Origin of the sequence: Psychrobacter sp. AOP5-GZ1-6 (genome assembly GCF_052376345.1) — a bacterium.
In the GTDB taxonomy this organism is placed as follows: domain Bacteria; phylum Pseudomonadota; class Gammaproteobacteria; order Pseudomonadales; family Moraxellaceae; genus Psychrobacter.
In genome coordinates, this window is the sequence record NZ_JBQSVP010000055.1 from 1 (window position 1) to 20,074 (window position 20,074).

Annotated in this window: 16 protein-coding genes; 5 read left to right on the plus strand and 11 right to left on the minus strand. The window is 41.4% G+C overall.

The window, feature by feature from the left end:
- Positions 1-250: 250 nt before the first annotated feature.
- Together ACT3RN_RS08755 and ppk2 are read left to right on the plus strand one after the other, a co-directional pair.
- The gene (locus tag ACT3RN_RS08755; protein ID WP_192518764.1) at positions 251-1,762 is read left to right on the plus strand and encodes an acetyl-CoA C-acetyltransferase; all 1,512 of its coding nucleotides are present in this window, start codon (positions 251-253) and stop codon (positions 1,760-1,762) included.
- A 242-nt stretch (positions 1,763-2,004) separates the two neighbouring features.
- Positions 2,005-3,084 (plus strand): polyphosphate kinase 2, encoded by a 1,080-nt coding sequence (gene ppk2, locus ACT3RN_RS08760; protein WP_263972657.1) that lies wholly within the window; start codon positions 2,005-2,007, stop codon positions 3,082-3,084.
- 150 nt (positions 3,085-3,234) lie between these two features.
- Here ppk2 and ACT3RN_RS08765 read toward each other — a convergent pair whose 3' ends face one another.
- From ACT3RN_RS08765 to rsmG, 10 genes are all read right to left on the minus strand, one after another.
- A complete protein-coding gene (locus ACT3RN_RS08765; RefSeq protein ID WP_192518763.1) occupies positions 3,235-3,582 on the minus strand; it encodes a PilZ domain-containing protein in 348 nt (115 codons plus the stop codon).
- A 112-nt stretch (positions 3,583-3,694) separates the two neighbouring features.
- Positions 3,695-4,819, minus strand: a complete 1,125-nt coding sequence (locus ACT3RN_RS08770; RefSeq protein ID WP_192518762.1) for a DNA polymerase III subunit delta' — start codon at positions 4,817-4,819, stop codon at positions 3,695-3,697.
- Between the two features lie 87 nt (positions 4,820-4,906).
- Positions 4,907-5,719: a 3-deoxy-manno-octulosonate cytidylyltransferase gene (kdsB, locus tag ACT3RN_RS08775; protein ID WP_192518761.1), complete on the minus strand. Its 813-nt coding sequence runs from the start codon at positions 5,717-5,719 to the stop codon at positions 4,907-4,909.
- A 163-nt stretch (positions 5,720-5,882) separates the two neighbouring features.
- Positions 5,883-7,019: a tetraacyldisaccharide 4'-kinase gene (gene lpxK, locus ACT3RN_RS08780; protein WP_192518760.1), complete on the minus strand. Its 1,137-nt coding sequence runs from the start codon at positions 7,017-7,019 to the stop codon at positions 5,883-5,885.
- 140 nt (positions 7,020-7,159) lie between these two features.
- Positions 7,160-8,947, minus strand: a complete 1,788-nt coding sequence (gene msbA / locus ACT3RN_RS08785) for a lipid A export permease/ATP-binding protein MsbA (RefSeq protein WP_192992005.1) — start codon at positions 8,945-8,947, stop codon at positions 7,160-7,162.
- Between the two features lie 193 nt (positions 8,948-9,140).
- The gene (locus ACT3RN_RS08790; protein WP_192518758.1) at positions 9,141-9,572 is read right to left on the minus strand and encodes an ExbD/TolR family protein; all 432 of its coding nucleotides are present in this window, start codon (positions 9,570-9,572) and stop codon (positions 9,141-9,143) included.
- Positions 9,573-9,740: 168 nt separating this feature from the next.
- Positions 9,741-10,478 carry a MotA/TolQ/ExbB proton channel family protein gene (locus ACT3RN_RS08795; RefSeq protein ID WP_225739103.1) on the minus strand — a complete coding sequence of 246 codons (738 nt, stop codon included), beginning with the start codon at positions 10,476-10,478 and terminating at the stop codon, positions 9,741-9,743.
- A gap of 85 nt (positions 10,479-10,563) precedes the next feature.
- Positions 10,564-11,718 (minus strand): ParB/RepB/Spo0J family partition protein, encoded by a 1,155-nt coding sequence (locus tag ACT3RN_RS08800; protein WP_192518757.1) that lies wholly within the window; start codon positions 11,716-11,718, stop codon positions 10,564-10,566.
- Positions 11,719-11,856: 138 nt separating this feature from the next.
- A complete protein-coding gene (locus ACT3RN_RS08805) occupies positions 11,857-12,633 on the minus strand; it encodes a ParA family protein (RefSeq protein ID WP_192518756.1) in 777 nt (258 codons plus the stop codon).
- 250 nt (positions 12,634-12,883) lie between these two features.
- Positions 12,884-13,600 carry a 16S rRNA (guanine(527)-N(7))-methyltransferase RsmG gene (gene rsmG / locus ACT3RN_RS08810; protein WP_192518755.1) on the minus strand — a complete coding sequence of 239 codons (717 nt, stop codon included), beginning with the start codon at positions 13,598-13,600 and terminating at the stop codon, positions 12,884-12,886.
- 390 nt (positions 13,601-13,990) lie between these two features.
- On the opposite strand from rsmG, the gene ACT3RN_RS08815 reads away from it, so the two are divergent.
- The 3 genes from ACT3RN_RS08815 (at position 13,991) to ACT3RN_RS08825 (ending at position 18,858) form a co-directional block, all read left to right on the plus strand.
- Positions 13,991-16,783 (plus strand): ATP-binding protein, encoded by a 2,793-nt coding sequence (locus ACT3RN_RS08815; protein ID WP_225739102.1) that lies wholly within the window; start codon positions 13,991-13,993, stop codon positions 16,781-16,783.
- A gap of 282 nt (positions 16,784-17,065) precedes the next feature.
- On the plus strand, positions 17,066-18,136 hold the full coding sequence (locus ACT3RN_RS08820; protein ID WP_192518773.1) for a helix-turn-helix transcriptional regulator: 1,071 nt from the start codon (positions 17,066-17,068) through the stop codon (positions 18,134-18,136).
- Between the two features lie 83 nt (positions 18,137-18,219).
- Positions 18,220-18,858 carry a TerD family protein gene (locus ACT3RN_RS08825; RefSeq protein WP_192518753.1) on the plus strand — a complete coding sequence of 213 codons (639 nt, stop codon included), beginning with the start codon at positions 18,220-18,222 and terminating at the stop codon, positions 18,856-18,858.
- Between the two features lie 94 nt (positions 18,859-18,952).
- On the opposite strand, the gene ACT3RN_RS08830 is transcribed toward ACT3RN_RS08825, so the two are convergent.
- Complete coding sequence (locus tag ACT3RN_RS08830) at positions 18,953-19,936, minus strand: ion transporter (protein WP_192518752.1); 984 nt, start codon at positions 19,934-19,936, stop codon at positions 18,953-18,955.
- Positions 19,937-20,074: the final 138 nt, after the last annotated feature.

Genomic DNA, 20,074 nt, shown 5'->3' on the forward strand with positions numbered 1-20,074 from the left:
GTTAGACAGCAATTTATCCCATCTCTATCATCAAAATGAGGTCACACCCTAACCTCATTACAAACGTCACATAATTTGCTAAAGATATACAGTAAGGTCATAAAAACGACTTGCCATAAACAGCCATACTGCGCAATAAATGATAATATTGATTTATCATCTTGAAATATTGCACCAAATACTAAAAGTTAATTGTCTTTTTTATCGTTACTTCACCTTTCTTCTACCCGTATTTTTTAAGGATAATATTATGAGTAATAAAAACAATCACCCTGATAGTCCTGTTATCGAAAGCACTGTCGTAAAAGTCAGTGATGTAAAAACTAAAGAGGCAAAAGCAACCTCTACTGACAGCACTCAAAAAGAGGCAGCCGTTAATACCATTGTTAGTGATTCAAAAAAAGAGAACGTTGCGGAAGAAGTTGCTGTTCCAAAAGCAGCTAATACTGCCAAAAAAACCCACTCAACCAAACCTAACTCAAGTCTAAAACGCGTGGCTGTTTTAGGTGGTAACCGTATCCCATTTGCTCGCTCGAATGGTTCATATGCTGACGTCAGCAACACTGATATGCTATCAGCCGCTTTGGATGGTTTGATTGAACGCTACAACTTGCAAGATGAAGTGTTAGGTGAAGTGGTCGCTGGTGCAGTTATGAAACTGAGCCGTGATATCAACCTTACTCGTGAAGCCACATTAAATACAGCCCTAAATCCACACACACCAACTTATGACATTTCACAGGCTTGTGGTACTGGTTTACAAGCGACTTTCGCTTCTGCCAATAAGATCGCATTGGGCCTTATCGATTCAGCCATTACTGGTGGTGTCGATACCACCTCTGACGCCCCTATCGCGATTGGCGATGGATTACGTAAAGTCCTGATTAAATTGGGTGCAGCGAAAGACAACAAGCAGCGTCTAAAAGCACTGATGGGTTTGAATCCAAAAGACTTAATAGACTCACCGAAAAACGGAGAGCCACGCACTGGTCTATCAATGGGTGAGCATCAAGCAATCACTGCGCTTGAGTGGAACGTTAGCCGCGAAGCCCAAGATGAGCTTGCTTTTAACAGTCACAAAAACCTAGCACGCGCTTATGATGAAGGCTTTTTTGATGACTTAATCACACCATATAAAGGTCTGACTCGTGATAATAATCTGCGCCCAGACACAACGCTAGAAAAGCTGGCCAAACTAAGGCCTGTATTTGGCAAAAAGAATGCCAAACCAACGATGACAGCAGCCAACTCTACTCCATTAACAGATGGCGCTTCTTGCGTGCTATTAGGTACTGATGAATGGGCAAAAGAACACGGCCTTAAACCATTGGCTTATATTGTCTATCAAGAAACAGCTGCGGTAGACTTCATTGGCAAATCTGGCACAACTGAAGGCTTACTGATGGCACCTGCTTATGCCGTACCACGTATGCTGAAACGAGCTGGCCTAACGTTACAAGACTTTGATTTTTATGAAATTCATGAAGCTTTTGCATCACAAGTACTGTCAACATTAGCAGCTTGGGAAGATGAAAGTTTCTGTGAAGAGCGTTTAGGACTGGATGCACCACTTGGCTCTATTGATCGTAGTAAGCTCAACGTTAATGGCTCATCATTGGCAGCAGGTCATCCATTTGCAGCTACTGGTGGTCGTATATTAGCGACTGCAGCTAAACTACTGGATCAAAAAGGCTCTGGTCGTGCGCTTATCTCTATCTGTGCAGCAGGTGGTCAAGGAGTAACGTGTATCTTAGAAAAATAATCAAGATACCTTGTGTTTAGCCTATTGAGATGACTATCGAGTGAATTGAGGTCACCCATTAGCTTTATAAATACTAAAATAACAGGAATGCACTAAGTTATTGCCTTACTCAGTACATACCATAAAAAATGTCCTTTAATTCATGTAAAGGGCATTTTTTATTGCCTATAGTTTGTTATTATAAAAGTGAATTAGGGAGTAGCATTTTACAAAACTTGATATGCCAACCAAAGGTAACATTTATGGGTAAAACTAAATATTTGTTAAAACAACTACGGCAAATCATTTTTGGTTCTGAAAAAATCAACATAACCGAGCCCAATACAACAGCTGATTTTCAGTCTCTAACAACCAAAGAACACATTGATCAATATAATCGCGAACAAGAAATTCTATCTGAGCGTATCGAAAAAGAAGTGCTTGATGATGAACTGCGACGAAAAATGCACCAAGACTTAATCGATACCTATGATGAAGAGCTAGAAAATGAAATAGATGACTATGCGCGTGACTTTCGTTTTGACGGACGCGAAATGAGTGATCAAGAAAAGCTAGATCGTCGTACATACTTCCATGAACTGGTACGACTACAACGAGAGCTTATCAAACTACAAGATTGGGTAGTAGATCGCGGTGAGCGCATTATCGTCATCTTTGAAGGACGAGATTCTGCTGGTAAAGGTGGTGCTATTAAGCGTATCACTCAGCGCCTAAATCCAAGAGTTTGTCGTGTTGCAGCCCTACCCGCGCCAACAGAACGTGAGCAAACGCAATGGTATTTTCAACGCTATGTCGCCCACTTGCCAGCCGCAGGTGAAATTGTACTGTTTGACCGTAGTTGGTATAACCGCGGTGGTGTCGAGCACGTGATGGGCTTCTGTACAGACGCACAGTATGAGGAGTTTTTTCAATCGGTGCCTGATTTTGAACGTATGTTAGTACGCTCTGGCATTCGTCTGGTGAAATACTGGTTTTCAATTACCGATGACGAACAACATGCGCGTTTCATGAGCCGAATGTATGATCCGCTCAAACAATGGAAACTTTCACCGATGGATTTGCAATCACGCCGGCGGTGGGAAGACTACACCAAAGCAAAAGAGACCATGTTTGAACGTACCCATATTCCTGAAGCTCCATGGTGGGTCGTAGAAGGCAACAATAAAAAACGTGCAAGGCTAAACTGCATCGCACACTTACTCGACCAAATTCCTTATAAAGAAGTGCCTCGTGATGAGGTTGAGTTACCCAACCGTAAACGCGATGATGAATATTATCGTGAGCCTATTCCAAATGATATGTATGTGCCGCCTCGTTATTAACATGCCTCATCAACAGTCGATATTTCTCCAAATTTATTTAAAAACAGCTCATCAAAAAAGCAGCCTTATATCAAAATATAGGGCTGCTTTTTTATGGTGATATCTATTTAAAACCAATCGTAATAGAGAAAATAGTCATCAATATTAATATCACATGGTATAAGTCGACTGCAAGCCATCTATTTTACCAGCCAACAATCGCTCAACTTCATTTTTAATTCTTTGACCAGCAATGTCAGTACCAATTTGTACCGCAAAACCTGCTGGACGACTACCTTGTGTTTTAGAGTTTATCCACACCACCTTACCATTCATAGGTAAACGTTCGCTTGAATTCGGTAAAGTCACAGCGATAAATACCTCATCACCTAACTGATGCGACTGGTTAGAGGGTACAAATAAGGCTCCATTACTCACAAAGGATAAGTAACTGGCATATAACGTCTCGATACTTTCCATATGGCAGGTCAATACTCCGCCGCGTCCTGGCATTGCCATAGTTAGCTTCCTTTATTAATTAGGTTGATTATATTGTTATGAGTGACTAACGGTATGTAAACTAAAGCATCAGTGATATATTAAACTATATCCAAACAGCATAAAAACTACTTTATAAATATGCCATTTCCTGCATTAGCTTATCATAGGCAAATTTTTCTTGCACATTTTGTTGCAGAGAAATTTTGGTCTGTTGCAAGCTATTCGCAAATGCCTCTAAACCACTAGCAGCCGGTTGATAAGACTCTAATAAGCCAGATAGATTGACGTCTTTTTGCAATTCATCAAGCCCTAAACAAACACGGCGTATATCAAGCAACATCAATTCAGATAGCTGAATAAATTCAACGATACTTAACTGGTTTTGCCAATAATCACTGGCAGCTATACTACTACGCTTACCACTACGCAATGCTTGCCACGTCGTCAGCCATAGTCCACGCTTGCTATACCACACCGCTTGCGCCAATGCTATCGCCGCTAAAGGCGCACCATTAGCTAATTGTATCAGTTGATGAATGGCATCTGTACCAACTGCTTCTCGGTTGACCGTATGTCCTAATGCCTGTGTCACATAATCAGCAGCTAACCTCGGCTCAATCGCCTGTAACGCCAATTGCTGTACGCGGCTTTTAATAGTTGGTAATAGCTGCGAAGGTGTATCACTGATCAAAAACAAATGAACTTGTGCTTGCGGTTCCTCTAGGGTTTTGAGTAGCGCATTAGCTGCAGCAATAGTCATTTTTTCAGCATGATCTAACACACATATCCGCAGTCCTTGTCCACCTTGATAGATAAAAGGTTGCAAGGCTCGGATATCATCTACTTTAGTCTTTAGAACACTATGACTAGCTGCTTTACTAGTTTTTTTATTTTTGGCAGTGCTGCTCAGATTTTCCTTCTTAGCAGTATGATCAACACTCATCGGTGTGCTGACCAATGGCAAGACTTGTAAGCTTGGATGTGTACCTGATCTTAGCCATTGACAGCTCTCACACACGCCGCAAGCACCTGTTGGATGGCTATTACGGGTACGACATAACAACCAAGCGACCAATCGCCATACAAAAGCTCGCTTACCCATGCCCTGCATACCTGCTGCCAATAATGCATGTGGCAAAGGTTGCTGCTGTAATACTCGTTGCGTTAGTTGTGACCATAACGTTTGCTGCCATGGTAATAAAGGTGCAAAATAAACATCATCTGCAACGCTGGTATTATCTGTTATATCACTCATCGTTACCGTCCTGTCACATTGCTCGATTATTTAAGAGATAGCGTGTCAGTACGCTATAAATACAGTGATGATATTTTGGTTAGGCTATCATTTAATGGGGTTTTGAAAGTCAGCCAAGCTCATGCTGTTTAGGCGATCCAAATCTTCTTGTGTATCAACACCTGCAGGTAAGTGACAATCTGCTTGTGCAATCGCAATATGTCCACCATTTTCCAAAACACGTAACTGCTCTAAGCTCTCAAGCGTTTCCAGCGGTGTTTGTGACCAATGTACAAATTGCTGCAATAGACGCACGCGGTACGCATATAATCCTAAGTGGCGATAGGCGTTTTTTGGTGTTTGTTTTTGTTCTTCATTAGCTAACACAGCATCACGGTCACAAGGAATAGGTGCTCGACTAAAATAAAGCGCACGCTGTACATTAGCGGACTGTTGACTCACCACCTTTACTACCGACGGACGCATAAAGGTTTCATAGTCATCGATAGGCTCACATAACGTAGCCATTACGCTATCACTATCTGCTACCAAGAGTGCTTTGACTTGCTCCAATAACAAAGGTGGAACCAGTGGCTCATCGCCCTGCATATTGACCACGATATCATGATCAGCCCACCCTTTTATGGCAGCAACTTCTGCCAAACGATCGGTACCTGATGCATGTTCAGCACTAGTCATGACCACATCAAAACCCGCTTCCATACAGATCTTTGCTATTTGCTCATTATCAGTGGCAATACACATATCATCAGCAAATTTCGCTGTTTGTGCTTTTTCAGCGACCCATAGAATCATTGGCTTACCATGTATTTTTAGCAGTGGTTTACCAGGTAATCGTGTGCTTTTGAAACGAGCAGGAATGACAATATGAGTTTTAGCCGGCATAACAACTGATGACATGGTTAATTCCTATAGAATTTTTTATATGACTATAAATCTTTACTTTTATAATAAACGGTATTTCCAATATTTTGACTAGGGCATGTTGAACCGTTACAAATAGGTACTGCTGATCGTATGAACACAAAGCCTTAGGCTAAAAACTCCTCAGGCTCAATTGTATTTATATCGGTGCAGTCCTGATGCCTAATGTCTGTAGCTGCTGTTGTAATGCATCATAACAACTATCAGAAAGTGCAGCCGTTACCGGCAATACCCACAGCCTATTCACCAGATTTTCGCAATCATCGTTAAGTGGTTGCTTAGCTGTATATTCGAATAACAAGGCTTTTATTTTTACTGCATCCTTGCTGGTTATAACAATCGGATAATCGTGATACTGCAACAGCTCAGCCAAACTAAAATCATGATGATCAGGATATGCATGCCCAATGACATCAAAACCCAGTGAACTTAGCGTATCAAAAAACCGCTGCGGATAGCCGATACCACTCACAGCATGTACTTTTTTACCAGTACTAGGCGCATCAGCACTGGCCTTAATACTAATTATTTGAACATCAGTTACTTGAGGAGCGACTACAGTAGGTTGCCACAAGCGTTGCATATTTTCAGCTGTCAGATGCATTGTCAAACGGCTGCTTTGATACTGGCTATTTCCATCGTTGCTATCATCTAAATCTGCGCTTAGCTTTTCATGATAGATAACAGTTGCGCCTTTTAAACGTGAAATAGGTTCACGTAAAAATCCAGTGGGGAGTAATTGTTCATTACCAAAACCCCGTGACGCATCGACGACAATCCACTCGATATCACGTTGTAAGGCATAATGCTGCAAACCATCATCAGCAATAACCAATTGCAAATCTGGGTGCTTATCCAGCAAAGTAGTGATTGCCTGTTTACGATTGGGACATACCGCCATTGGCACATTGGTCGTATTAACAATTAAACAGGGCTCATCTCCGACCACACTAGGCAAGCTATCTGCACTAACCAATGATGGCATCTTATTAGTATCACCACCATAACCACGGCTAATGACACCCACCTTGATACCTTCTCCTTGCAATTTATTTACCAAAGCAATAATCAATGGTGTCTTGCCACTACCACCAACACTGATATTACCAATAACCATCACTGGGACAGGGGCTCGATAACTTTTTAACAGACCTAGTTTGTATGCCTGACGGCGAAGCATCGAAATGATTCCGTACAGCCAACTGATAGGTAGCAATAACCATAACCAACCAGCTTGGCGTTGCCATGCTCGCGTTACTGTCGTCTCAAAGCTCATAATTATTGACTACTTATTCTATAAGTTCAGTATGGCTAAAATAGTAAAACCGTTCCAAAATATTAGACCCTATTAACTATTCGCAAATAGATACTGTCAGTGCCATACTCGAAGGGTTAAACACGCCCTAATAAACACACTTATTCAAAGTCGCGGTCATACATTTGTGCATAATAGCCTTGTAATTTCATCAACTCTTGGTGCGTACCTAACTCTACAATCTGTCCAGCATCTAACACAGCAATGCGATCAGCTGACTCAATGGTCGTTAATCGATGAGCAATCACCAAGGTCGTGCGGTCTTTCATCACATTATCAAGTGCTTGCTGAATATAATGCTCTGACTCATTGTCTAGCGCGCTGGTCGCCTCATCTAAGATCAAAATTGGCGCATCTTTTAATAGCGCTCGAGCAATAGATAAACGTTGACGTTGCCCACCAGATAACTGTAATCCTTCAGCTCCGATTTCACTCTGATAGCCGTTTGGCATTTGCATAATAAAATCATGAGCAAAAGCATCTTTAGCAGCACGCTCAACTTCAGCTTGTGTTTTATTGGCTAGGCTGCCATAAGCGATATTGTTAAATACTGTGGTATTAAACAGCACCACTTGTTGATTAACCATCGCAATCTGAGAACGTAAACTCTCTAACTTAATATTTTCAATAGGCATACCATCTAACGTAATCTGCCCTGAAGAAGTTGATAAGGTACGTGTCAGTAAATTAACTAAGGATGACTTACCAGCTCCGCTTCGTCCTACTAATGCAACGGTCTCTCCTGCACGTATATCTAAAGTGAAGTCACTCAGTGCCACTGTTGAATCTGGGTACACCAAGCTGACATCATTCAGTTTCATCTCACCTGATAAGTTCGAGCTAAGAGTGCCTGTATCTTTTTCTTCTGGCTCATCGAGCAAAGCAAAAATTGACTCACCTGCCGCGATACCTTTTTGTAGCTTTTGATTGACATCCGTTAGCGAACGCACAGGTTTACTGAGCAACCCTGCAGCGGCTATATAGGAGATGAACTCACCAGCTGAAATATTATCAATCACCGATGGACGCAGTGCGAGCCATACAACAACCGACATAGCTATTGCCATCAACAGCTGTACGGCTGGTGTATTAATGCTATTTGTAACGACTATTTTCATACCTTGGCGTAAGTTCTTTTTTGATGTTTTATTAAAACGTTCAGCCTCGTATGCTTGTCCCCCATAGTTTTTGACCACTTGATAACCACCAATGACTTCGTTGGTAATATGACTGACATCACCCATCGTCTCTTGAATACCTTTAGACAGCTTAAGGTAGCGCTTGGATGCGATACGAATTAGCCACAGAATTGGCGGCAATACGAGAAACAAAATTAAGGTTAAGCGCCAATTGCTATAGAGCAAAAAGCCTATCAATGCTAATACTGTCAAGCCATCACGTAGTACAGTCTTCATTGACTCTGTACTAGCAGCAGTTACCTGCTCAACATCAAATATGAGCTTCGACGAGATCGTACCTGCTGGATTGGCCAAATAAAATGAGCTTGGTAGACGCAACAATTTATTAAAAACTTCCACTCGCAACTCATAAACCAAATTGCGCGAAACCAAAGCAGAATAATAGTTACCCAAAAAACTACCTAAACCACGCACAAAAAACAACACCACAATCAATAATGGAAACAAATTCTGTTTGCTCTGATCACCTTGATTGATAGAATCAGTGATGTACTGTAAAAGTTTGGCAACCCATATCTCTGTCCCCGCATTAATAGCAAAACCTAAAATAACCAGTATCAAGGCCCACCAGTAAGGCTTGAGATAACGTAGTAGACGCAGTAGCGTCTGATGTTTAGGGGTGCTTGATGGCTTTGCTGACAACTTTTTAGCAGCATTTTTATTAGCGTTGGGTTGGTATGCTTGGCTCATAAAAGCCTCAATTTGAGTATCTTGGTATGAATGGACTGTACTCAAAGTACAGTTTTATAGGAGTGTTTGTGACACTAAAACAGCAATCGTCAATTCACAATAATTCAGATATTAAAAAGTGAGTAACAGCACTACAGATAGTAGACTGAGCGAAAATAACACCGTCTCTGATTCATAAGAAATTGACTATCTATTACTGCGGTAACGGCTGACCAAGTGGCACAACTGTGCTGATATTAAGGTTCAAGAATCCTAATTTTCCCGCAATGTCCATCACCCTTACAACAGATTGATGAGTGGCATTGGCATCTGCAGCAATTACAAATAGCATGTCACGATTACTACCCGCTTCTTGCTGTAGCATACTGGTCAATTCAGCCTCATTACTGCTAGCAAGCGTGATACCATTGACCAAATAACTACCATCTTCTTGAACGGCTACTTCGATGCTGTTTTGTTGTTCTGTTTGCTCAACACCTTCTGCTTCAGGAAGAATAATATTTAAACGACTAAAATGATTAAACGACGTTGCAAGCAGCAAAAACACGATCAAAAATAGTAAGCAATCAATCATTGGTGTTAGATTAATCTCAAGTGGTTCAACGGTTGGTTTTCTAAAGCGCATATCACTCTCTTTAATATTTTACTGTGCTTTGACATATACAACCGTCTACAAATACTATTTTCTAAAAAAACAGTAAGGAAAACGAGTGCAAATGCTATGCATTATAGGCTAAACGATTTTGACACAGCCAATTATATTTTTGGGGTTTTTATAAAATAAACAAGAATATTAAGAAGTCGCTGCTGCATCTTTATGCTTTGAGCTTAAGGCATCTAACGCAGGTGTACTCACTACGATATTTTCCAACGATGCATTAGAATCAGACTCTTTAGCACCAAAACTCTGTGTATTTCCTAACAAATGGTAATCATACAGCTCTTGAATCATTAATCCCGCTTGGGTCTCAAACTGGGCATTGATATCAATGATACGGCGCTGAAAATAACGATAACCAACCAATGCAGGAATAGCCACAATCATACCAGCGGCAGTAGTAATCAATGCCTGTGACACCCCAGCAGCAAGCATGGTTGGGTCTTGCATTGCGCCATCAGTGATTGCCAAAAACGAAGAAATAATACCCAATACCGTACCCAACAACCCAAGCAACGGCGAGATTGCACCTATGGTGCCAAGCATATTAATATTTTTTTCTAACTGATGCACTTGCACGCTCGCACGGTTCTGCATATGCATTGTCATAGACTCTAAACCATACTCACGATACAGCAAACCAGTCGCCAAAATATCACCCAAAGGTGTCTTTTCTTTGACATTCATCAATTGCGTACGGCCAATACTACCATTTTCACGTAGGCGAGTTATCAGCTGTTCGCGTAACCGGCCAGGTACAATTTTATTAAATTGTAAAGTATGACTACGCTCAATAATGATAACTAGTGCTAATATTGAGCACACTACGATAGGCGTCATCAACCAACCACCTGCTTTTACCAACTCCCACATACTAACTCTCTTTTATACTTTTATAAAAATAGTGGTAACTAAGATAGCTCAACTTTGTACAACCATGACAAACCTGATAAATATCTTAAGCCTGTGCTTCTATGTGTTTAATCAAAGCTGCTAACTGATCTTCATTTTGAAAGAATATCTCAACACTACCATGCCCATCTTTTTTATGCTTAAGCTTAACTTCAGCGCCAAGCATGTCTGTTAATCTCTGTGTCAAACGCTCAGCATCACGAGACTGTGCTTGTTCGGTACGATTAGTTTTAGAGACCGGTTGCAAAATTGACTTAACAAGTTTTTCAGCTTCACGTACGGTCATCCCACCATCGATTATTTTTTGGGCAATAATCGGCTGTTGTTCAGAAGATAAAGCTAGCAGTGTGCGAGCATGACCCATATCTAGTGCGCTGGTTGCTAAATGGTCTTTTACCGTGTCGTGTAACTGATTCAGGCGCAGCAAGTTCGATACTGTTGTACGTGCCTTGCCAACAACTTCCGCAATCATCGCATGACTCATACCAAACTCAGTATGAAAACGTTGTAACGCTGCTGCTTGTTCAATCACAGACAAATCTTCACGTTGGATATTCTCAATCAAGGCAAGTGCAATAGCCAACTCATCAGATAATGCACGCTCAATTGCTGGGATAACGGCTTTACCAGCCATTTTTGCAGCACGCCAGCGACGTTCACCGGCGATAATTTCATGGGTAACAAACGCTTCACTCTTATCTTCATTGGCCAATAATGGTCGAATCACGATAGGCTGCATAACACCATGCTGCTCAATCGAAGATGCCAATTCAGCAAGTGCCGTTTCACTCATGTCACGGCGCGGCTGATACTTTCCTGCTTGCAAAAGCGTTACATCGATTTGCACCAAGCTAATTTGGTCTTCACTACTAACCTCTACTGCATTCACACGGTTCTTATTTGCAGTATTTTTAGCAACGTTTTTATTAATAGTGCGTGCCGCTCGTGTCTTACGATTGCCATTTTCAGCAGTATCGTTCGCTACGGTATCAGTCTCTGTGGGCTGTGCAGTCCGTTTCTCATTGACTGGCATGTTAGTCGCATTTCGCGTATCAATATCTGGTGTTTCAGCTGGCAAAGTCTTATCACGTGCCACTACATCATCTTGCAAGGCGGAGGCGGTGATTTGCTTTTCTTTTTTGATTGACCCTAACAAGGCATCTAAGCCTCGGTTGGCAGCCAACCCTCTTTTCTTCGCCATGATTACCTATCCTCTAACGCTAAAATAAAAGCCAAATAATGATTGATGCGGCTTACTCGTAAATATGATATTCGATGCTTATTTGTCTAATTTGTTCTGTGTACTTATAACCAGACTTTTTTTGATTACTAACAACTATCAGCTTTGTTTCATCACTTCAGCGGCCAGCTTTTGATAAGCGCGAGCACCTTTTGACCATCTTTCGTACGCGATAACAGGTAAACCATGTGCAGGTGCTTCTGCCAAGCGAATATTTCTTGGAATATGTGTCTTATACATGATATCGCCAAAGTGAGACTCCAATTCAGCAGATACATCACGAGCCAAGGTGTTACGCGCATCAAATAGCGTCCTCACGACACCGCGTATATACAGTTTCGGATTTAGCTCAGTTAGTCGCTCAATCGTCTGTGACAAATCTGCCAAACCTTCTAATGCATAGTATTCACACTGCATCGGAATAATAACACCATCGGTGGCAACCAGCGCATTAATCGTCAACAAGTTCAAACTGGGTGCACAGTCTATCACGACATAATCATAAGCGGGTTTTTTAGCCGCTATCTGATCGCTGACTAATGTCGCCATCGCTGTCTTGAACAGTTCATGACTATTAGTTTTATTCATCAAGGTGATATCCATACCAGCCAAATCACGATTAGCACCAATCACATCAAATCCTGCTGGACTGGTCACAATCGCCTCCGACAGTGAGACACCATCAAGCAAGACATCAGCGATGGTCAGAGTCAGCTCATTTTTATCTACACCTGTGCCGCTGGTCGCATTGCCTTGTGGGTCTAAGTCAATCAGTAATACATGCTTACGCTTAGCAGCCAAGCTAGCGGTCAAATTTACCGCTGTCGTGGTTTTCCCCACACCGCCTTTTTGATTCGCGATTGCTATGATTTCCATACACTCACTCAGTTTAATTAGAATTTATTACTATTATTTTTACTTTAGCCACTACAATATTTGCTACAAATATTTCAATCTGTCAAGCCAAGGCATCGTCCCTTGGGACATAAGACATATCAACTCTTCATTATACAAACAGCTCGCTTGATATCAATGCCATTCAATCATTATGTCGTTGTCATACAGACATAAACTCTGGTTCACAAAAAAAGTAATGGCTGTTTGCTAACTAAAAGGTGCTCATAGCTTAGACATTTTTGCGAAACAATTCAATTAAATGACGACTGTCATGCAAACGTGGCACTTTTAGCTTAATGGTTTTAAACTGCCAATCACTGTCTAGTACCTGTAACTCTTCATCACTCGGCACCTTACCTTTCATGGCACATAAATAACCGTCTTTTGCCAGCCTTGGCTGTGCCACCTCAACAAAATCTATCAAGCTAGCAAAGGCCCTAGAGGTAACCACGTCATAACTCGCTTCATGCGCTTCAATACGAGAAGCAATAGGCGTCATATTACTCAAACCAAGTTCGCTACTAATCTGCTTAATAAAACGGATTTTTTTCTGATTACTATCAAGTGCGCTACATTGACGCTCAGGTTGACAAATAGCAATAATTACCGCAGGTAATCCTGCACCAGTACCGATATCAAGTAACGACCCCGATGGCAAATGCGTTATAATAGCCAGGCAATCAATCACGTGTTTGATTAAAGCTTCTTCAGGATCGGTAATCGCCGTCAGATTATACGCTTTATTCCACAACAAAAGCTGGTCTAAGTACAATAATAATGTGCGCTGCTGTGTCTCACTTAAAGATAGACCCAGCTCATTTATTGCCTTTGCTAAAATATTGGCTAACGCTGGTAATTGTGAGCCAAGCTTAACAAAGCCAGTCGGATCAATACGGATATTGCCGATACTAGCAGACGACAAAGTAGTTTTAGCAGAATCTGACATACAACGAGTTACCCAGTTTTAACATGTTAACCGTCTATTTTATCACGCACTTTGCTCATTGAATAGTTGCAGATTGCACCAATGTTAGACATCTTATACTATCTACACTTAGATTGAGACGTTATTCTACTTCGGTAGTCGTAAACTCACTGTTAATTTTCATCTATTTTACTCATCTCACTAGAGCACGTCCTCATTTTAAAAAATAGTGGTCAAAATAGCCAATCTCAGTCACACAAAGTGCAACATAAATAATAACTGGCACAAAATCCATAACGAATATAGCTACTCTACCCTCTCAAGACGATATACCATATACCTATGATTGAACAGATACCTGCACCCAATTCTCAAATATCACGAAACACTAATAAAAAAGATACCAATAATATGGCAACACCCACTGCTAAATTGACAAACGATGAGCAAGAAAAAACAAATACACCGCACCCACTGTTTATAGAAGTAAAACAACGCTGCCTTATTAGCGCTGACCAGTTAAAGCGTTATAGCGAGCCAAACGAGCTGCCGACAGACACACGTACAGCACCTGATTTAGATGTTGGTTTTGGTCAGCAGCGGGCACTAAAAGCCTTGCACACTGCTTTAGATATACGGGCCAGTGGTTATCATGTGTTTGCTGCAGGAGAAAACGGCTTAGGTAAACGCACTGTTATCAGCCGCTTGCTAACGCGCATTGCAGCTGATGCACCAACACCAGATGATTGGGTTTATGTGCATAATTTTACCGATCCGCGCACCCCTTTAGCGTTGCGCCTGCCTGCTGGTCAAGCATTACTACTTCAACAGCAGGTAAGCAGTCTTTGGCAACAAGCAAAAAAACGGCTGAGCCAACGCTTTCGTAGCGATCAATATCAAAGCAAAATCGAAGCCATAAAAAACGATACGCATCAAAAAGAAAGTCATGCTTACGAAGCACTCAATGCTGAAGGTAAGCAGTACGACTTAGCATTAACGTTTCGCTCATTTGATAATAAAGCCATGTTCGTACACCCAAGCCAGCTAACGGTAGACAGTGATAACGATCAGGAAACCGAAATAGACAAAATATCTAACGATAATAAAAACAAATCAACGATAGCAGACGATCATCACGATAATACAGCCAGACTGAACGACAGTGCTGATAACAACTCCAATAATACAAACGATGATAGCCGCACCAAATCCGGCAACAGTGAATACGAATCTGAACTGAATAATTTTGTGCAAAAGAACCATATGCAAAAACGCTTGAGCCAGCTAACTATTGCTTTAGAGCGATTAGAAGATGAGGCCAACGATGCTATAGAAACACTACATCGCAATATCGCACGCCGCACACTACAGCCTTTATTCACTCCTATTTATAAACAGTTTGCCAACCAACCGCTGATCGTTGACTATCTAAAATCAGTATTTACCGATATGGTGACCCATGTAGAGCGTATCGTTAATGGTGATGATGAAGAGTTTGTAAAAGCAGTTTTGACCACGACACCAAGTCGTTACGCAGTCAATGTTATTGTTAGTCATACGCCAGATAGTGGTGCACCCGTCATTTTTGAGGATTTGCCAACGCACTTGAATTTACTGGGTCATGTTGAGCAAATCACCCAATTAGGCACAGTAACCACTGATGTCAGTATGATTAGAGCTGGTGCTTTACATCGTGCCAATGGTGGTTATCTACTATTAGAAGCCAGTCACTTGCTAGAGCATCCTTATGCTTGGCAAGGTCTCAAACGCGCGTTACAGTCACGAAAAATAAAACTCTCTAGCCTAGAGCAAATGCTTACCTTAACAGGGAGTTTATCATTAGCGCCTGCACCCATTGACCTTGATATCAAGGTAATTTTATTGGGCGAAGCCGACTTATATTATGAACTATTAGAACTTGAACCTGAGTTTGATGCCGTATTCAAAGTTCGCGCCGACTTTCATGATGATGTGGTTCGTACCAGTGAGCACGAATTGGCTCTAGTGGCAAAAATGGCTGATATCATTGACTATGCAAATCTTTATCCGTTTGATCGTAGTGCACAAGCTGCCCTACTTGAGCATTTAAGCTTACAGGCCGAAGACCAAGACCGACTCAGTCTACATAGTGATTTATTGATTAAGCTACTACATGAATCTAACCGCCATGCACGTTTGAGCGGTAACAATATCGTCGAGGCCTATCATGTCACACAAGCCATCGACGATATGGACGAACGTTCAGGATACTTACGTGACTTATATTGGGATGAGCTCAAAAATGGTCAGCAACTGATTCAAACACAAGGTAGCGCTATCGGACAAGTCAATGCGCTTACCGTTGTCAGCTATGCTGATAGTGAATTCGGCATGCCAGCCCGTCTGACTGCGGTTATCCAACCAAACATCGGTACTGGTGAAATTCTCGATATTGAGCGTGACGTAGATTTGGGTGGGAGCTTACACGCCAAAGGTATGCTGATTATGACCAGCTATTTACGGGCATTATTTAGTCAGCATCATGCACTGAACTTTAGTGCCTCACTCGCTTTTGAACAAAGCTACGCCCATATCGATGGCGATAGTGCAACTGTCAGTGAAGGCTGTGCGCTATTGTCTGCCTTAGCAAACGTCCCTATTGATCAATCTTTTGCTATTACCGGATCCATGAATCAGTTGGGCGAAGTCCAAGCGGTTGGCGGTATCAACTCTAAAATAGCTGGTTTTTTCGATGCTTGCCGAGAGCAAGAGCTCAATGGTCAGCAGGGTGTGGTCATTCCCATGGCCAACGTCAAACAGCTCATGCTGCGTGATGATATTATTGCTGCGGTCAAGGCTGGTATGTTTCACATTTATGGCGTCCATACATTAAGTGAAGCATTGACACTGATGACGGGCTTACCTATCGATACTATGAACAAAAAAGGACGCTATCGCAAAGGCACATTGTTTGGCAAAATCTTAGAGCGTTTGATGCTATGGGACGACAACCAAGATGACTATGAAGGCATTGAAGATAAAAAAGTAAAAAAGAAAGACAAGAAAAAACAGAAAGCCAAACGTCAAAAAAAAGCAGACAAGCGTAAAAAGGAAAGACAAAAAAATGAGAACGACGGCAATGAGAAAAAGAATGAAAACGTAAACACCAATGAAATACTAAGCATGAATAAAAAAGAGAATAAACAATCTATAGACAGCATCTAAGTATATTTTTTGCTCATTTTGATGACTATTAATTGAATTGAAGACATACTCTAGACGCTACGGTGGTTTTCTGCGATGATAAATATCTAGTAATACGCCAAAATAGGTGAATCTAAATAATTCAGATGTAAGGAAGGCTAGTAAAGTTACTACTAACCGTAGACTTCATATTTGCTTTATATAGAATTACCATATAAATAAACCGACTCGATACTTCATAAAGGTTATCTCTTAATGACTGTACACCTGCACAACGCCGATAATATTTCAACTAATACAGCCATGAATGAGCCTGATACAACGCTAGTGACTGAACAAAGCAGCGCCTCAACAGATAATAGTGACAATCGACATGGTGCAGCGACGACTGCTCGACAATGGCAAGTATTATCACAACTACAGCGCAATCGTTGGGTCGGCACGACACACATCTACGAACAGCTCACACTTGCGGGGTTTGCTGTCAGCCTACGTACAGTACAACGTGATTTAAATGCTCTAGCAAAACGATTCCCTATCGAAAAAAACAATGCCAACCCTCAAGGTTGGCGCTGGAAAGATGATGCCCCATTACAAAGTTTACCGCATATGAACCTGTCACAAGCGGTAGCTTTCAATATGGTTGAAGCAAATCTCACCCAACTACTTCCACCCGTTATCCTAGATGAGCTGTTTCCTTGGTTTGACTTAGCACGGCGCCAACTCAAAAACAGCAAAGTTACCCACTCATGGATAGATAGAGTACGTATCGAACCCGCCACACAGCCGCTAATTGCGCCACATATTGATTTAGATAGTAAGGACAATATTTATCACGCCTTATTTTATCAGTTACAAATAAAGGCCTGCTATACACGTAGTGATAAGTCGCAATCTAGCGAATATATCCTCAACCCCATTGCTATCATCCAACGTGGTGTCATTATCTATTTGCTGGCGACTCGTATCGACGATCCTGAAGTGGTCATTCGCACCTTTGCCTTACACCGTTTCTCTAGCGTTGAGATACTTGAGAGTGCCGCAAAAACACCTGATAACTTTCAACTCGATACTTATCTAGATGCAGGTGGCATGGGTTTTAGTCATCCATTATTCAGTGAGCTGCCTGACCATGGAAAAAACACCGCCATCGAGCTACAATTCACTAAGCAAGCAGGCAAGAGCCTTACTGAAAGCAAGCTCAGTGACGATCAAATCGTCACATTGGATGATAATACGCTAACTATTCAAGCAACGGTCAACCTAACCTCGCAGCTGGTTTGGTGGTTACGTGGTTTTGGTAGTGGTTTACTAAACGCCAAACCTAAGCTGTTATATCAAGCCGTATTAGACAAGTCTCTCGACAACAAGTAACAACCGATATTCATATTGTCAAAATCTTACCAAGATGCAGATTTTACGATCATTTAAAAAATTAGAAACGAATAAGGACTATTATGTCAGTCACTGCCCCATCACTGTCAGACAGTTTAAGAGGACTGGGCTTAGATTCGGGAACTTTGTTTTTTGCGCTAAACTATGAATTTACAAAAATTGAGCCGAAAGGTATGTTTAAGCGCTTTAAAAAAGACCAAAGTGCGATTGATATTGATTTAGCATGCGTACTGTATGACAAAAACTGTAATATTAGTGATATCGTCTGGTTCAAACAATTGCGTGATACAGCTGAATCAGTTAAACATCAGGGTGATAGCCTGAACGGTAAAGATCGCGGCGAACAAGCCATGTATTTAGCACCCCTTGATCAGGAGCAAATCCGACTGTATTTAAATAAAATTCCAGCTCATATCACTCATATCGCTATGCTTGCCAACTCTTACCATGGTCATCCATTTTCTAGAGTTCAAAAAGGCGAAATTCATTTGAGCGATGATGAAGGTAATCACTGTTTTGAAGTTAACCTAAAAAAACTACCACGTGACTGCACGACACTTTGGGTGGCGCATTTGCGTCGAGAAGTAGAAGACTGGCATTTAACATTACAAAACTTACCACTGCCTGCCGAAAACCTAGCAACTGCCGCACAAGAAGTAGCATATGAGCTAGCACGTGCACTTCCGTCACAAGGCTTATAACATCAAACACTCAAAATAGTCAGCTTAGTCACTCTAAGCCTCTATCATCAACAATGAAATGGCAAAAAGAACACTATCTCCGAGAGCCGCTGCTTTACAACGGCTCACCGCAATGCGGGCAAAAATTCTTTTGTCGTACTTCAACTGCTTTTTCACGGCGTTCCAATGCTTGCTCACGTAATACTTGCAAGACAATATTTTGCGCTTGCTCTTTATCCAAGCCTAACTTGCGACGAATCTTATCAACCATCATCTGATTCTGTACCAAATCAAAATCACTATCGATTAGCTGCTCTCGAAAGTGCTGTTCAAGCTCTTCACGACGTTGAGCAAGCTCATTTGCTAGACCGGTCGCGAGAATACCGGCAGGTAGTGCTGCTAGACCCACACCTAAAATAGTAATAACTGCACCCAGTATTTTACCAGCATTAGTAATGGGCGTGACATCACCATAACCCACTGTTGTTAGCGTAACTACCGCCCACCACATTGCTTTGGGTATCGACTCAAACTCTTCTGGCTGGGCATGGTTTTCTACCAAATAAATACCACTAGATGCGGTTACGATCATAATAATCAAAATAAAGATGACAGCTTGGAACGAGCCTTTTTCTTTACTGATAACCACTAACAAAATACGTAAAGAAGCAAAATAGCGCGTGAGTTTGAGAATACGAAATAAACGCAGAATACGTAAGAAACGTAAATCAATAGAGACAAAGAAATTCAGAAATGCAGGAATGATAGCAATCAAATCAATCATTGCAGACGGACTTTTTAGCCAATTCCATCGCTGTCGCCAAGTCATACCATCTGGCTTAACTTCAGCAACGCTCCACAAGCGCAGTAGATATTCGATAGAAAACACCACAATTGAAAAGTTTTCAAACCATGTAAAATAGTCTTGATAAGGGTAGTACCAAGTATCAACTGACTCTGCAATAACTGCGGCCACATTGGTCATGATGAGAAGTATCAAAAAATAATCAACATAACGACTAAAGAGCGTATCATGCTCCTCATTCTGCAAAATATTATAAACAAAAATACGTAAGCGCCGTATATATTGAAGTAGCATGCCATCCCTATGCGGTGAAACACCGGTCTTATATTAGTAATATACTGAACAGTATAGCGCTCTAAGAGTACTGCTCGTAGTGAAAATCAATACTGGTTAGACAATACGGTAAGTTATTATATAAAGTCTAAATAATAA

Excerpts from the sequence above, each read along its gene's own strand:
- ACT3RN_RS08755 (WP_192518764.1), top strand. The coding sequence starts at position 251 with ATGAGTAATAAAAACAATCACCCTGATAGTCCTGTTATCGAAAGCACT.
- ppk2 (WP_263972657.1), top strand. The coding sequence starts at position 2,005 with ATGGGTAAAACTAAATATTTGTTAAAACAACTACGGCAAATCATTTTT.
- ACT3RN_RS08765 (WP_192518763.1), bottom strand. The coding sequence starts at position 3,582 with ATGGCAATGCCAGGACGCGGCGGAGTATTGACCTGCCATATGGAAAGT.
- ACT3RN_RS08770 (WP_192518762.1), bottom strand. The coding sequence starts at position 4,819 with ATGAGTGATATAACAGATAATACCAGCGTTGCAGATGATGTTTATTTT.
- kdsB (WP_192518761.1), bottom strand. The coding sequence starts at position 5,719 with ATGTCATCAGTTGTTATGCCGGCTAAAACTCATATTGTCATTCCTGCT.
- lpxK (WP_192518760.1), bottom strand. The coding sequence starts at position 7,019 with ATGAGCTTTGAGACGACAGTAACGCGAGCATGGCAACGCCAAGCTGGT.
- msbA (WP_192992005.1), bottom strand. The coding sequence starts at position 8,947 with ATGAGCCAAGCATACCAACCCAACGCTAATAAAAATGCTGCTAAAAAG.
- ACT3RN_RS08790 (WP_192518758.1), bottom strand. The coding sequence starts at position 9,572 with ATGCGCTTTAGAAAACCAACCGTTGAACCACTTGAGATTAATCTAACA.
- ACT3RN_RS08795 (WP_225739103.1), bottom strand. The coding sequence starts at position 10,478 with ATGTGGGAGTTGGTAAAAGCAGGTGGTTGGTTGATGACGCCTATCGTA.
- ACT3RN_RS08800 (WP_192518757.1), bottom strand. The coding sequence starts at position 11,718 with ATGGCGAAGAAAAGAGGGTTGGCTGCCAACCGAGGCTTAGATGCCTTG.
- ACT3RN_RS08805 (WP_192518756.1), bottom strand. The coding sequence starts at position 12,633 with ATGGAAATCATAGCAATCGCGAATCAAAAAGGCGGTGTGGGGAAAACC.
- rsmG (WP_192518755.1), bottom strand. The coding sequence starts at position 13,600 with ATGTCAGATTCTGCTAAAACTACTTTGTCGTCTGCTAGTATCGGCAAT.
- ACT3RN_RS08815 (WP_225739102.1), top strand. The coding sequence starts at position 13,991 with ATGGCAACACCCACTGCTAAATTGACAAACGATGAGCAAGAAAAAACA.
- ACT3RN_RS08820 (WP_192518773.1), top strand. The coding sequence starts at position 17,066 with ATGAATGAGCCTGATACAACGCTAGTGACTGAACAAAGCAGCGCCTCA.
- ACT3RN_RS08825 (WP_192518753.1), top strand. The coding sequence starts at position 18,220 with ATGTCAGTCACTGCCCCATCACTGTCAGACAGTTTAAGAGGACTGGGC.
- ACT3RN_RS08830 (WP_192518752.1), bottom strand. The coding sequence starts at position 19,936 with ATGCTACTTCAATATATACGGCGCTTACGTATTTTTGTTTATAATATT.